Below are 12,738 nucleotides of genomic sequence, written 5' to 3'. Positions count from 1 at the left end.
CGGCTGGCCGCCGTCGCATCGTGGCGTCACGGGTATTGCTCACGAGCCGGGCGCATAGCGCAGGCAAAGGCCGACGATGCAGGCGGCAAGCGTGCAGCGTGACGCCATTCTCACGCGCCTCGACATGAGCCGGGTGCCTGCGCAGCTACGCTCTCGGTGGTCGATCAACGACCAGAAACGGCCCCTCTGATACGGGAAGGTCGTCGTGAGCGGGCCGCTTTCCTGCGCGACATCGGTAACCGAGTCACTGCCAGCATCCTCGCACCTCGCGACGAAGCGCTCGCAATCATCCGTCTGGTCATGGGTGCCATTGCCGACCCGCAGTCGGGCTGTTTTCATGCCCGCGTCGGTCGCCGCTCAGGTTAGCTTTGGTGCTGGCGCGCTGACGCTCGCCATAGCCGGCGAGAAGCGCGATCGCAGACGCCGCCGTATCGGCAAGACGAAATGTGTCTGTACCGAATACTGGTCCGCGCGTGGCCGCACCGAGCGACCGTTTGGCGCTGATATCTGCTGTAGTGCGTCTGACGCGCCGACCGTCGGCAATGGGTCGGCTGCAGTCACCCGGGCGCAACGAAATGCCACTACGTTGGCGCCACAGTCAACCAATCGCACGACCTCCAACGCACCGCCCCAGCACCAGTGGCGCAACTGGACGTAAGCCGCTGATTTTCTGCGCACACCGTTGCCGATACTCTGGCGCCCTAGCCCGCCCCGTCACGTCACGTCACGTCACGTCTGCATGACCAGCGACGTCAGTTGCGCCGCGCGCGCCACGGCCATCTTCGCGTAGATCGACTTGATCTGCGTGCGGATCGTGCCGATCGACACGCCGCGCAACCCGGCGCATTCCTGCGGCGACAGCCCGTCGCAGCACAACAGCACAGTGAGATCGGCCTCGGCCGACGACAGCCCGTAGAACACGCGCAGCCGCTGCGCGCGGGCCGACGGCGAACGCAGGTCGGCGGCCGTCATCAGCGTCGCGACACCCGGCCGCTCGCGCATCAGGCGCGACTGCTCGGGCACCGGCATCAGCGCCAGCGGCAGCGGTTCGCCCGTTGCGCGCCGCAACAACAGCCCGCCGCGCGCGTACGCGTGCCGCCATTGCGCATCGTCGACGCAGCCTTCCGGCGCAAAACGCCCGTTCACGACCCGCAGCGCCGGTTCCGTCGCGATCAGTTGATCGGCCGCGCGATTCGTATAGCGCAGCTCACGCTGCGCACCGAGCAGGAACACCGGCACCGGAATCGCATCGAGCGCCGATTCGGCGGCGGCCACGCGCGCCTCGAGCTCGCCTATCCGCGCCTGGATCTGCAGTGCGCGGCTGATGTGCATGCCCATGTTTTCGATCGCATGGCGCTGATCGTCGGAAAGCCCCTGCGATTCGGGGCCACCCTGGACGCTGAGGAACGCGCCGGCGACCTCGCTGCGATGGATGTACAGGCCCGAGATGCTGCCGAGCCCGTAGGGGTGAAGGAATTCCTGATAGAACACACTGTGCGCGCGCTGGTGCGCAGGCAGGTGCTTGACGTCCTCGAACCAGCGGCCTGCCGGCCAGTCGGCGGCGACCGGCACGACCGGGTCGTACCGATAGAACTCGGTGTTGTAGGTGCGGTAACACGCGGCGACCCATGACGCGTCGTCGCCCGCCGCCTGCTCGATCGCCGGCACCCGCGCCGCGTCGTCGAAAGACAGCAGCGTGACCATGCGCACACCGACCCACGATCGCAGCCCGTCCAGCACCGTTTCCCATCGTTGATCGCCCAGTGCCGCGGCGTAGACGTCATCGATCCATGCCGATGGAATCAATCCGTTCATTTGCATCTGGCCACCCCGCGCCGTGCGTCTTTGTCGAACGTCGTCTGCGCATCTTAGTCAATCGACGCCAACGTTTAAATCACTCGTTCGCGTTTGATCGAAATACCACGTTTGTTACCGTTTATCGTCAGACGTAATAGCCGTCATTCCGGCATACGCGGCGGCGCCCGCTTTTCATCCCGACCCGGGTATGCCATGATGCGACGCATGACGATTCGAAACGCCACGCTCTCGCTGCACCATCACCACGGACGCCCTCTGTTGCGCCGTGGCTCGTTTCGCATCTAGCAATTGCATCGGGTAAATGCCCGATCAAGACGACAACCAAGGCGCCTCCGGCGCCTTTTTTGTTTTTTGCCGCGTTAAAAACCTGCTGCACCAATCCATCGAACCCGTACGGAGTGTTTTCAATGCAACAGCCCTGGAAAGACGTCGCCTTGTCGGAATTACCGCTCCGCGAGGATCTCAAGTTGCAGCACGCGTACGGGGCGCCGCAGCTCGATGTGCCGGTCTGCCTGAACGTCAACGAGAATCCCTATCCGCCGTCGCCCGCGCTCGTCGAGCGCATCGCGACCGCGGTGGCCGACGCCGCGCGCGCGGCGAACCGCTATCCCGACCGCGACTTTGCCGAGCTGCGCGCGCATCTGGCTGCATACCTGACGCACGACACCGGCGTGACGGTCGACGCATCGAGCGTCTGGGCGGCCAACGGCTCGAATGAAGTGATCCAGCAGATCCTGCAGGCATTCGGCGGCCCGGGCCGATCGGCGCTGGCTTTTACGCCCGCGTATCCCATGTATGACGAATACTGCCGCACGACCTTCACGCGCCTGCATACGTTGCCGCGCACCGAGGATTTCGCGCTGGATCTGGAGCAGGCGCTCGACAACATCCGCGAGCACCGGCCGAGCGTGGTGTTGCTGACTTCGCCGAACAACCCGACCGGCACCGCGCTGCCGGCCGACGATATCCGCGCGATACTCGACGTCGCGCCGGGCGTGGTCGTCGTCGACGAAGCCTATGCGGAGTTCCGGCGTCACGGCGTCCCCAGCGCGGTGACGCTGCTGCCCGGGCATCCGCGGCTCATCGTCACCCGCACGTTGAGCAAGGCGTTCAAGTTCGCGGGCGGCCGCGTCGGGTATTGCGCGTGCGCGCCGGCGATCGTCGAAGCGCTGAAGCTGGTTCGATTGCCCTACCACCTGTCCGCCTTCACCCAGGCGGCGGCCTGCGCGGCACTGGTCGCGCGCGACGAGATGCTGTCGCAAGTGGAAGCGATCAAGGCCGAGCGGGATTCGACCGTCGACTGGCTGCGTGGCCTGGGTCTCGAGGTAGCCGATTCCGATGCCAACTTCGTGATGTTCGGCAAGTTTGAAGATCGGCACCGGATCTGGAGCGGCCTCCTGCGCCACGGTGTCCTGATTCGCGAGTCGGGCCCGCCCGCGTATCTTCGCGTGTCCATCGGTACCGGCGCGGAGATGGCCGCATTCCGTGCGGCGCTGCTCGACGTGATGGCTCGCGGATGAGCGACCGGCCATCCGGTCGACGACGCGATGGAGCGCGTGTCAGCGCAATCTCCGACGATGCACTTACTTCATCGTCGCGAACCGCATTTCCATCGCGTCGATCTTCACGAGCACCGCTTCGCTGAGCTTCCTGACGTGGCGCGGCACATCGGGCGCGGACAGCAGTTCCTCGATTCGCGCTCGCCAGTAACTCGGATGCCGCACGCGCCCCGCACCCGACATCGACACATCGTCAGCGTTTGCCTCGCTGTCCAGGAGAGCCACCATTCTCTGAATGTGTGAGAGCTCTCGTTCCGCATAGTCTCGTGCCAGCATATTGATTGAAATTCCCCGAAATACGACAGCAGGCCTTCCGTCATCAACGCGCCATCGTGTTGCGATGCCGACGACTCACCGCACACGTTGGTCGCTATCGTACGCAGAAGCTGTGTCAGTAAACCGCGCGGGCATTTGCTGATTTCGACACGGAATGGCGGGCCTTTCCGTTTGTTTTGATGACTTCAGGCCCCGATGCCCTGAGGACAATCGTAGGCTGACTGTTGGGCGATGGCATCTCCCAAAGTGGGGATGTCGGGCGATATTGGCGGAGTGGGTATTACCGGAATTTTCGGGGAATCGGTCGAGCGTAGCGCGGCCGGCATGCGGTTGCCGACCGGCGAAAAATTATGGATTGGCTTACTACTTGAAGGGTTTGCGGACGATGCACGGGTGCAGCGCACGGTTCGCATGCACGACGACTGCGGGCGACGTGTGCCGTAGGCGTCAGCCACGGCAACGTCCGCGCACTGCTCAACGAGCCAGCGCGCAAGATCGTCGGGACACGTGGCGAACGACGGCGCAGCCCACTTGCCCGGCCGGCCGCGCGCCTTCACATCTCGGGTAGCGAATGTCGCCTGAGTGTTCGCGAGATGCTCATCGGCGAGCACCCTGTCGAAGTCCATCGGCAGCTGTCTCTTTTTCTGTCGGCATTGCGGGCGCCTGCTGTCACTGGCAGGCATGTCATGCGTCGGATCTCTGAATGTTTCGCGGAACTACACACCCGCGAGAGATGACCCGCCGGAGTCAGAGACCGGCGTCGCCGCGCGTCAGCCCGAAAATGAAATCGACTTCCACCGACGCGCCTTTGGGCAATTGCAGCACGCCGACCGACGTACGCGTATGAACGCCTGCGTCGCCAAGCACCGCATACAGGACGTCGGATGCGCCGTCGGCAACCTCGCTTTGCATCGTGAAGCCGGGTGCGCTTCGCACATACACGGTGATGCGCGGCACCGTCGCGATCGCGTCGAGCGTGCCGCAGTGCTTTCTGATCAGCGATAGCGCACGCAGCGCCGACACACCGGCAGCCCGGCGACCTTCATCGAGCGATACGGATTCCCCCACTACGCCCATGAAATGCACCACTTCGCCGATACGCGGAATCTGGCCGGCAATGTAGGCCGTGTTTCCGTCGACGAGAACGGGCGTGTACTTTCCGCCGATCCTGATTTCCTCGTCCGGGTTGAAGCCGAATTCGGCCGCGATCTGTATCAGCTTATTGTCTCTGTTCATTAGTGAATTCCCCGATACTTCAGAAAAATGTAAAGAATAATTAAGTCCCGGTTGCTTGTCTCAAGAAAAAACGACATGCCGTGAACAGTCAAAGTGACGTGCAGCCACCGTTGAATTTTCCGGGTAATCCTCTACGCTTTCTCAAACATGACACACTTTTCAGGTGTTCGAAGCAGTTCTGTGGAGCCCAATTGACGATAAAACACGTAGCCGAAGAGAATTTCCTCAAAATTTCCCGTTGAAACCGCTATCATGTGTGTACTCAACCTGAAGAGTGATACATGGCAACGTACAAGGAACTGAAAGCCCAAATGGAAGCTTTGGCCGAGAAAGCCGAAGCTGCGCGTGCAGCGGAATTCCAGGCGATCGTCGACGACATCCGCACCAAAGTTGCGGAATTCGGCATTACCGAGAAAGACATTTTCGGTACGCGTCGTGGTCGACCGGCCAAGCAAGCGGCCGCCCCCGTGCAGGCAAAGTATCGCGACCCGAAGACCGGGGCAACCTGGTCGGGCCGCGGTCGCGCGCCCGCATGGATCAAGGACGCGAAGAATCGCAATCGATTCCTGATCCAGGAATAAGATTCTCGACACGCACCGGCGCGCGGTATAGCGCGCCGTCCTGCTATTTGGGCGTCGATACCGGCGGTATTCAAAGACCGTTCCGGTTGATGAAGCTTTGTCTCAATCGGCGCGTGGCGAGCATGCTACGCGCCGATTGTAATTCGCCCCACCCAATCCTTCCCGATTCAACGTTCGTAATAGATCGCAAGCCAGACGGATTGCGTTTCTTCGTGCGTCCACGCGACGCGATGACGGCAATGCGGCTCGATCAGCACGTAGTCGCCGGGATGCATTTCATGGCGCGCCGGGCCTTCTTCGAATTCGAGTACGGCCGCCCCCGACAGCAATACGACCCATTCGGCGCGCGAGTCGTCATACCAAAAGCCGTCGGGGCTCGTGTGGCCCATCGATACGATTCGCTCGACGTTCAGACGCTGGCCCGTGACGAGGAGGTCGATTTTTTCATCGTCGCCACGTTGGCCTTCGGTGGTGAACAGGTTGCCGGTTTGAAGTTGCATGGGGTGGCCTCGTCGATGATCTTTGGGGGAAAGAATCGCGCGTCGAGTGACGGGGAATATTCATCGTAGTCTAACGATCACCATTGACGCTGACTCGTTTCGTCGGAAAGAGCATCGTAGCGTTTCGCATGCCTGAAATCGACCGTGGATTCAACCCGTACTGTTTGGGATCGCGCTCACCGAACATGGTGTGATTGGCGCCGTTAACATCAGCACGTTTTTCATACCGTCTCCCGTTCACACTCGATCTAGCGGAACGGTAAGCAGGTCGATCACCGCTTGCGTCTCGGGGCGCACGCCGCGCCACCACGCAAAGGCTTCCGCCGCCTGCTCCACCAGCATGCCAACACCATCGGCTACACCGGCGACCCCCGCATCGCGCGCCAGTCGCAAGAACGGTGTGAGGTGCTTGCCATAGGCCAGTTCATAGGCCGTGCCACGCGGGCTGAAAACGCCGGGCGGCACGGGCGGCAAATCGCCTGTAAGACTCGCGGACGTCGCGTTGACCACCAGATCGAAGCGCCCCATCCGGTCGAGCTCCCCGTAAGCGCACGCAGTGATCGGGCCATGCGGAGCCAGTTGCCATGCCAGCGCTCGCGCTTTCTCGACATGACGATTCGCAATCACCAGTTCCGCGGGGCGCGCGCCCAGGAACGGAAGCAACGCGCCGCGGGCCGCGCCGCCGGCGCCGAGCAGCAACACACGCTTGCCGGCGAACGGCGTGTGAAGATTCACCTCGATATCACGCAGCAGGCCGATACCGTCGAAGTTTTCCGCGAGAATCCGATCGCCCTCGAACTTGAACGCGTTCGCCGCGCCTGCGAGCGTCGCGCGCTCGCTGCGCTCGTCGGCCATGTCGAATGCCGCAAGCTTGAACGGTGCCGTGATGTTCATGCCCTTGCCGCCCGCCGCGATAAACGCCCGCACCGTTACCGCGAATGCGTCATCCGGTTCGCTCGGCCCCTCGATGGCTGTGTAGTGCATCGCCTGTTGCGTCGCTTCGGCGAAAAGCCCATGAATCAGCGGGGATTTCGTATGGCCAATCGGATTGCCGATCACCGCATAGGTATCGCTCATCGTCGCCTCACTTGTCGAACAGCACGCCATCGGTTTGCATCGCATCGATCTCGGCGGACGTGAAACCCAGCGATTGCGCGACTTCGGTATTGTGCTGCCCCAGATCGGGGGCAACCTCGCGGATCGTGGTATCGCACGCGGAAAACCGGAACGGCAGATTCGGCAAGCGCAGCGTGCCGTAACGCGGATGCTCCTGCTCGACGATCATGCCGCGTGCCTGAATTTGCGGATCGGCAATCACTTCGTCGATACGTTGCACCTTCGCGCAAGGCACATCGACGCCGTCGAGCAGTTCCAGAATCTGCATCACCGTGCGCGCGGCGACCCACGGCTCGACCACGTCGAGAATTTCCAGCCGATGAGCATTGCGTCCCACGCTATTGTGAAACCGCTCGTCGGCGCCAAAGCCGCGCGGCCCGCCGCTCGCTTCGATCAGCGACGCGAAGCGCTTCCAGGCATCGTCCACCTGCGCGGCGATCACCAGATCGCCATCGGTCGCGCGAAACACACCATAAAGCGTCGAGCCGGGCATGTCGTGCCCGGTCTGTTCGGGGAGCACATCTGCAAGCGTGTAGCACTGGACCGCATATTCGTGCATCGAGACGAGCGTGTCGTAAAGTGCCATGTCGATGTGCTGCCCTAGCCCGCTTTTCACGCGGCCGAGCAGTGCCGCATTGATGGCCGCGACCGCGTGAATGCCCGTGTACATATCCCCGAGCGAAATACGCAGCAGCGGTGGACGGTCGCCCGGCGTGCCGACCATCTGCATGATGCCGCTCTTGGCCTCGGCGATCAGTCCGAAACCCGCGCGATGGGCGTCCGGCCCCGTGTGGCCATACGCAGAAATGGAGCAGTAGACCAGCCCTGGATTGCGCGCGGAAAGCGCTTCGTAGCCCAGCCCAAGTTTGTCGAGCGCGCCGGGACGATAATTCTCCACGAATACGTCCGCCGACTGGCAGAGCCGTTCCATAAAGACCTTTCCGCGCGGGTCCTTCATGTTCACGCTGACGCCGCGCTTGCCCATATTGAGCTGCAGAAAATAGCCGCTCGAGCGATCGTCAAGCACGGTCGCGTGCTGGCGTCCCGCGTCGCCGCTGCCGGGACGCTCGACCTTGATCACTTCCGCGCCCAGCGCCGCGAGGCAACGCCCCACATACGGACCCGCGAGAAAGTGGCTGTAATCGACGACACGAATTCCTTCGAGTGGACGAGCCTGTTTCATCGTTCAGCTCCCGGCCGGCGCGGCACCATCAGACGATGCTCGCCTCGCTGCACGACTTCGCCATGCTGATTGACGAGTTCCGAAGGAAGCGTCACGATGCCCCAGTCAGGACGGCTCTTGCTCGGGCGCATCGCGCCGATGCGAAACTTCACATGCAGCACGTCATCGACCCTGATCGGCAGAACGAAGTCCCAGCTCCAGCCCAGCGACATGCCCGGCAGAAAGCGATAATCGCTCCGGGTCTTCAGGCCATCGGCAATCGAAAGACCAAACAATCCATGCGCAACGAGGCAGCCAAAATGGCTCGCGTTCGCATACGCTTCATCGACGTGCACAGGCGTGTGATCGCCCGTGAGATCGGCATACGCGAGAATCCGCTCCTTCGTGACGGTGTAGCGCGGGCTCACGCATTCGTCGCCTTCGCGTGCGTCGTCCCAGTATTTTTCGACGATCGTCATGTCATGCCTCCGCGCGCGGATCGATGGCGAGCACCTGCCCCACGCAGCGTGCGGGTTTCGCCTGAATGAATTCGATGGCAAGACCATCGGGCAAACGCAGCCAGTTCGCACCTTGCGGCATGGGCTGCACGTCGTAGCGGCGGGCGGCGGCGAGCGAGGCTTCGACGTCCTCGCACATGATGCCGAGATGGGCAAGCCGCCCTTCGGGGCCCGAAAAATCCGGCAGGTGAATGAACTGCATGCCGCCGAGCGTCCAGTACTGGCGCGGCGCTTCAAGCGTGCCGTCGACCTCGCGCATCGTCATGCCGAACACCGCCTCGAAAAAGCGGATGTGCCAGTGGATGTCGCTCACGAAGACGGCGACGTGTTCGAGATAGGCTTTCGATTCGCTCACGCTTGCGCCTCCGCTTTCTGGCGGTCGGCCATCGCACGCTCGACCCCCTTGATGCATGCAACGAGCGTCGCGTTGACGGGCGTCGGCACACCATGGCGTACGCCCCAACGCACGACCGAGCCGTTGATGAAGTCGATTTCGGTCATGGAACCTCTTTCGAGGCTTTGCAGCATCGAAGTCTTGAACGCAGCGGGCAAGCCTTCGGCGGCAAGCGACCACGCCTGCTCCGGATCATTCATCGACAGTGTTACGCCTGCCGCCTTCGCGACCGCGATCGCTTCCGCGACGGCCGCCAGCGATGTAGCCTTGAGCAGCGGCTCGTCGTAAAGCTGGCCGTATGTCAGCGACGTGATGCCGGTCAGCGCGCCCGTCGCGACATTCACGAGCAGCTTGTCCCACATGGTGCCGACGATGTTGTCGCTTACCTGCGTTTCGAGGCCCGCATGGCTGAATGCCTCGGCAATTCGTCGAACGCGATCCGTCACGCGTCCGTCCAGCTCGCCGACGATGGTTTGCTTGCCCACGACGCCCGACTCGACATGCCCCATTCCGCGCATTACGCCGCCCACATAGGTCTTGCCCGCGAGCACGCGTTCGCGGCCCACGGCGTCGGCAAGAATATCTTCGTGACCGAGGCCGTTTTGCAGTGACAGCACCCGTGTTTCAGGTCCCACCAGCGCTTGCGCGCTGCGAATCGCCGCATCGGTATGGAACGATTTGACGAGCACGATCACGACCTCGGCCACCCCTGCTTCGTCCGGCCGGGTAGTCGCGCGGACCTGCACCTTGCGAGAGCCGCTTGCGTCATCGACGCGCAGGCCGTGGGATCGCATCGCATCGACATGAGCAGGCGAGCGGTCGATCAGCCAGGTCTCGTGGCCGCCTTCGGTGAGCGTCGCGCCAATCGCGCAGCCCAGCGCGCCGGCACCCAGAATGGCAATTTTCAAGAGCGTCTCCTTAACGTGTGACGTCACGATAGGAGGCGTCGCATCATGTCGCAATACAATGGATACAATGACATCATTGCCTCACGCAATAATGATGACCTGCGATGATCCCGACCGACCTGCCCGACCTCAAGCTGCTGCAATTGTTCGACCTGCTCTACGACACGCGCAGCGTCACGCGCGTGGCCGAACAACTCGGTCAGAGCCAGCCGACCATCAGCATCTGGCTCGCGCGGTTACGCGAGCATTTGCACGATCCGCTCTTTATCCGGACGCCCGGCGGCATGGCGCCCACACCGCAAGCGGATGCGCTGATCGGCCCATGTCGGGAGATTCTCGAATCGTTGCGGCGCTTCTCGGCTTGGGAAATCGCCTTCGATCCAGCGACTGCGCAGAGACGTTTTCGCATCTGCATGACCGATGCGAGTCATGTGACGCTGCTGCCGCGTCTGCTCGCCTACGTGCGCGCGCAAGCGCCTGGCGTGCGCCTGGAAGCTGCGCGGATCGACGGCAATACGGAACGCGCGCTCGAATCAGGCGAGGCCGATCTTGCGATTGGATACGTGCCGTGGCTGAGCGGCGGCATCTATCAGCAACAGCTATACGAGCAGGATTGGGTGTGCCTTGCGAATCGCCATCATCCGCGTATTCACAAACGGATCAGCGTCAAGGCGTATCGGACCGAAGGCCATGTCGCGATCACGGGGGGAACGGGCACGGCGCTGCTTGAGCAGGCGCTCGTGCGCGAGCGCATTGAACGGCAGGTGGTGCTTGAATTGCCCGGTTTTCTGGGGCTCGGAGCCATTGTGCAGACCACCGATCTGATCACGACCTTGCCACGCCATATCGGCGAGACGCTGGCTCAGGCCAGCGATCTCTCGGTACATCCATGCCCCATTCCCGTCGCGGGCTTCGCCGTTCGGCAACACTGGCACGCGCGCTACCATCAGGAGGCGGGCAATCGCTGGCTGCGTTCGGTCGTCGCCCTGCTGTTCGGCATTTCCGGAGCGAACGTGACAGGCTGACGATTGACCGTTTCGGCATCCATGTCTGCCGATCCGTCGCGAGCGGACCATTGCACCCGGTCGCTCATCGTCTGCTCAGGGTCGGGGGCCGCCGCCCACGTTGGGCGGCTTGCGGCCGGGAGGCGTCGGTAGGTGACGCCTGATCCGACGCTCGTCAGTCCGTTTCGACGGGAACAGCGGCCGTCCGTACTGGGTTCATGCAGATCGACCGCTTTTCTACTGGTATGCCGGCAGAAGACCGGCAGCACGATAGCTTTCAATCAACCCGTCATAGACAGCGATATCCGCGCGACTTCTGGCGACGAGTTGAGCGCCGGCTATGGCTGCGAAGATGGCGCGAGCACGCCGCTCGCTATCCTCGGCGCCGGCAACGCCCGTGGTGGAGAGCACTCTGCTCAGCCACGCAATATTCACATCTGCAAAGGTTTGGACTTCTTTCGTCACCGCTTCGGGTAAGTCATCGGATTCGGCGGCCATGAAACTGCAGAGGCAGATGCGATTGCCGTTCTCCAGCGCCTTGCGAAATGTCTCCGGATAGCGATGCAGACAGTCGATCGGATCCGCCGATTCGGTCCACAGTGCTTCCAGAGTGGCTGCCGAGTCCTCCCAGTAGCGCCTTGCGACTGCCGCGCCGAGATCGGCCTTCGTCGGAAAGTGATGGTGAATGCTGGCTGCCTTGATTCCGACCGCGAGCGCGAGATCGCGAAAATTCAGACCATCGTAGCCATGCGACTGTGCGGCCAGCTTGGCTGCCGCAAGGATGTTTTCCCTCGAATTCGAACCGGCTTCGTTCCTCACTGCTTGCCTCGCTGAAGAAAAATGCGTGTTGACCAAACGCATTATAGTGGTCTAAGGTAAACCTACCAAGTGGCAGGTAGGGTTGTATCAAACGTTTTGGCCCTATCTGATTTCAAACGCTTCACCCCTCCTGACAGGTGAACCATGGCTTCCGACACCCGCGCATTCGACGCAAGCAAACTGGCCGCGATGACGATTTACGATTTCCCCACGGGCCCTTACCCGACACGCGTCCGTATCGCTCTGGCCGAGAAGAACCTGCAATCGCGCGTCCAGTACGTCCTGGTCGATCTCTACAAGGGCGAGCACAAAAGGCCCGACTTCATCGCCAACAAGAACTACTCCGGCACGCTGCCGGTGCTCGAACTGGAAGACGGAACCTGTATTGCGGAGTGCACAGCCATTACCGAATACCTCGACGCGCTCGATGGCGTACCCACGCTTACCGGGAGCACGCCGCACGAAAAGGGCGTCATCCACATGATGAGCAAGCGCGCCGAGCTGGAATTGCTCGACGCCATCAGTGTCTATTTCCACCACGCCACGCCCGGGCTCGGGCCGGAAGTCGAGCGCTATCAAAACGCCGAATGGGGGTTTCGTCAGCGCGACAAAGCGCTGAGGGGCATGCGGTACTTCAATGAAGTCCTGAAAAATCGGCCGTTTGTCGCCGGTGATACGTTTTCGATGGCCGACATCACCGTCATTGGCGGCCTGGTATTTGCGTCGATCGTGAAGCTGCCCGTGCCCGCGGAGTGCGAAGCCCTTCTCGCCTGGTACACGAGAATGCGGGAACGCCAGAGCGTCAGCAGCCAGCCGGCATTTGCGTGAATTTGCAGCTGTGGCCCCT

The 12,738-nt window shown here is 62.2% G+C and carries 16 protein-coding genes; 4 read left to right on the top strand and 12 right to left on the bottom strand.

From position 1 onward, the window contains the following. Positions 1-39: 39 nt before the first annotated feature. On the bottom strand, positions 40-339 hold the full coding sequence (locus BDI24065_RS21700) for a hypothetical protein (RefSeq protein ID WP_175033004.1): 300 nt from the start codon (positions 337-339) through the stop codon (positions 40-42). Positions 340-729: 390 nt separating this feature from the next. After that, positions 730-1,815, bottom strand: a complete 1,086-nt coding sequence (locus tag BDI24065_RS21695) for a helix-turn-helix transcriptional regulator (RefSeq protein WP_254609828.1) — start codon at positions 1,813-1,815, stop codon at positions 730-732. A gap of 410 nt (positions 1,816-2,225) precedes the next feature. Here BDI24065_RS21695 and BDI24065_RS21690 point away from each other — a divergent pair, with 410 nt between their 5' ends. After that, positions 2,226-3,338 carry a histidinol-phosphate transaminase gene (locus BDI24065_RS21690; RefSeq protein ID WP_175033002.1) on the top strand — a complete coding sequence of 371 codons (1,113 nt, stop codon included), beginning with the start codon at positions 2,226-2,228 and terminating at the stop codon, positions 3,336-3,338. Between the two features lie 63 nt (positions 3,339-3,401). On the opposite strand, the gene BDI24065_RS21685 is transcribed toward BDI24065_RS21690, so the two are convergent. From BDI24065_RS21685 to BDI24065_RS21675, 3 genes are all read right to left on the bottom strand, one after another. Continuing rightward, positions 3,402-3,653 carry a hypothetical protein gene (locus tag BDI24065_RS21685; RefSeq protein WP_175033001.1) on the bottom strand — a complete coding sequence of 84 codons (252 nt, stop codon included), beginning with the start codon at positions 3,651-3,653 and terminating at the stop codon, positions 3,402-3,404. A 185-nt stretch (positions 3,654-3,838) separates the two neighbouring features. Beyond that, positions 3,839-4,279, bottom strand: coding sequence for a hypothetical protein (locus BDI24065_RS21680; protein WP_175033000.1), 441 nt, complete (start codon positions 4,277-4,279; stop codon positions 3,839-3,841). Positions 4,280-4,400: 121 nt separating this feature from the next. After that, entirely contained in the window at positions 4,401-4,889 is a 489-nt protein-coding gene (locus BDI24065_RS21675) for a RidA family protein (protein WP_175032999.1), read from the bottom strand. 281 nt (positions 4,890-5,170) lie between these two features. Here BDI24065_RS21675 and BDI24065_RS21670 point away from each other — a divergent pair, with 281 nt between their 5' ends. Continuing rightward, positions 5,171-5,470: an H-NS histone family protein gene (locus BDI24065_RS21670; protein WP_011350136.1), complete on the top strand. Its 300-nt coding sequence runs from the start codon at positions 5,171-5,173 to the stop codon at positions 5,468-5,470. A 167-nt stretch (positions 5,471-5,637) separates the two neighbouring features. On the opposite strand, the gene BDI24065_RS21665 is transcribed toward BDI24065_RS21670, so the two are convergent. The 6 genes from BDI24065_RS21665 to BDI24065_RS21640 form a co-directional block, all read right to left on the bottom strand. Next, positions 5,638-5,970, bottom strand: coding sequence for a cupin domain-containing protein (locus tag BDI24065_RS21665; protein ID WP_175032998.1), 333 nt, complete (start codon positions 5,968-5,970; stop codon positions 5,638-5,640). A gap of 237 nt (positions 5,971-6,207) precedes the next feature. Beyond that, positions 6,208-7,047: a shikimate dehydrogenase gene (aroE, locus tag BDI24065_RS21660; RefSeq protein ID WP_175032997.1), complete on the bottom strand. Its 840-nt coding sequence runs from the start codon at positions 7,045-7,047 to the stop codon at positions 6,208-6,210. A gap of 7 nt (positions 7,048-7,054) precedes the next feature. Further along, positions 7,055-8,269, bottom strand: a complete 1,215-nt coding sequence (locus BDI24065_RS21655) for a CaiB/BaiF CoA transferase family protein (RefSeq protein ID WP_175032996.1) — start codon at positions 8,267-8,269, stop codon at positions 7,055-7,057. Then, positions 8,266-8,727 (bottom strand): MaoC family dehydratase, encoded by a 462-nt coding sequence (locus BDI24065_RS21650; protein WP_175032995.1) that lies wholly within the window; start codon positions 8,725-8,727, stop codon positions 8,266-8,268. The genes BDI24065_RS21655 and BDI24065_RS21650 overlap by 4 nt, the downstream gene beginning before the upstream one ends. 1 nt (position 8,728) lies before the next feature. Beyond that, entirely contained in the window at positions 8,729-9,121 is a 393-nt protein-coding gene (locus tag BDI24065_RS21645; protein ID WP_175032994.1) for a VOC family protein, read from the bottom strand. Then, positions 9,118-10,068, bottom strand: coding sequence for a ketopantoate reductase family protein (locus tag BDI24065_RS21640; protein ID WP_175033035.1), 951 nt, complete (start codon positions 10,066-10,068; stop codon positions 9,118-9,120). The genes BDI24065_RS21645 and BDI24065_RS21640 overlap by 4 nt, the downstream gene beginning before the upstream one ends. Before the next feature lie 104 nt (positions 10,069-10,172). Here BDI24065_RS21640 and BDI24065_RS21635 point away from each other — a divergent pair, with 104 nt between their 5' ends. After that, positions 10,173-11,093: a LysR family transcriptional regulator gene (locus BDI24065_RS21635; RefSeq protein ID WP_175032993.1), complete on the top strand. Its 921-nt coding sequence runs from the start codon at positions 10,173-10,175 to the stop codon at positions 11,091-11,093. A 216-nt stretch (positions 11,094-11,309) separates the two neighbouring features. Here the strand turns inward: BDI24065_RS21635 and BDI24065_RS21630 are convergent, their stop codons facing one another. Next, a complete protein-coding gene (locus BDI24065_RS21630; protein ID WP_175032992.1) occupies positions 11,310-11,891 on the bottom strand; it encodes a TetR/AcrR family transcriptional regulator in 582 nt (193 codons plus the stop codon). 144 nt (positions 11,892-12,035) lie between these two features. On the opposite strand from BDI24065_RS21630, the gene BDI24065_RS21625 reads away from it, so the two are divergent. Then, positions 12,036-12,719 carry a glutathione S-transferase gene (locus tag BDI24065_RS21625; protein ID WP_175032991.1) on the top strand — a complete coding sequence of 228 codons (684 nt, stop codon included), beginning with the start codon at positions 12,036-12,038 and terminating at the stop codon, positions 12,717-12,719. Positions 12,720-12,738 lie beyond the last annotated feature (19 nt).

The sequence above is a fragment of the Burkholderia lata genome (genome assembly GCF_902499025.1).
Taxonomy (GTDB): domain Bacteria; phylum Pseudomonadota; class Gammaproteobacteria; order Burkholderiales; family Burkholderiaceae; genus Burkholderia; species Burkholderia lata_C.
The sequence above is the reverse complement of the archived record's forward strand: the minus strand, read 5'-3'. Positions and strand labels throughout refer to the sequence as shown.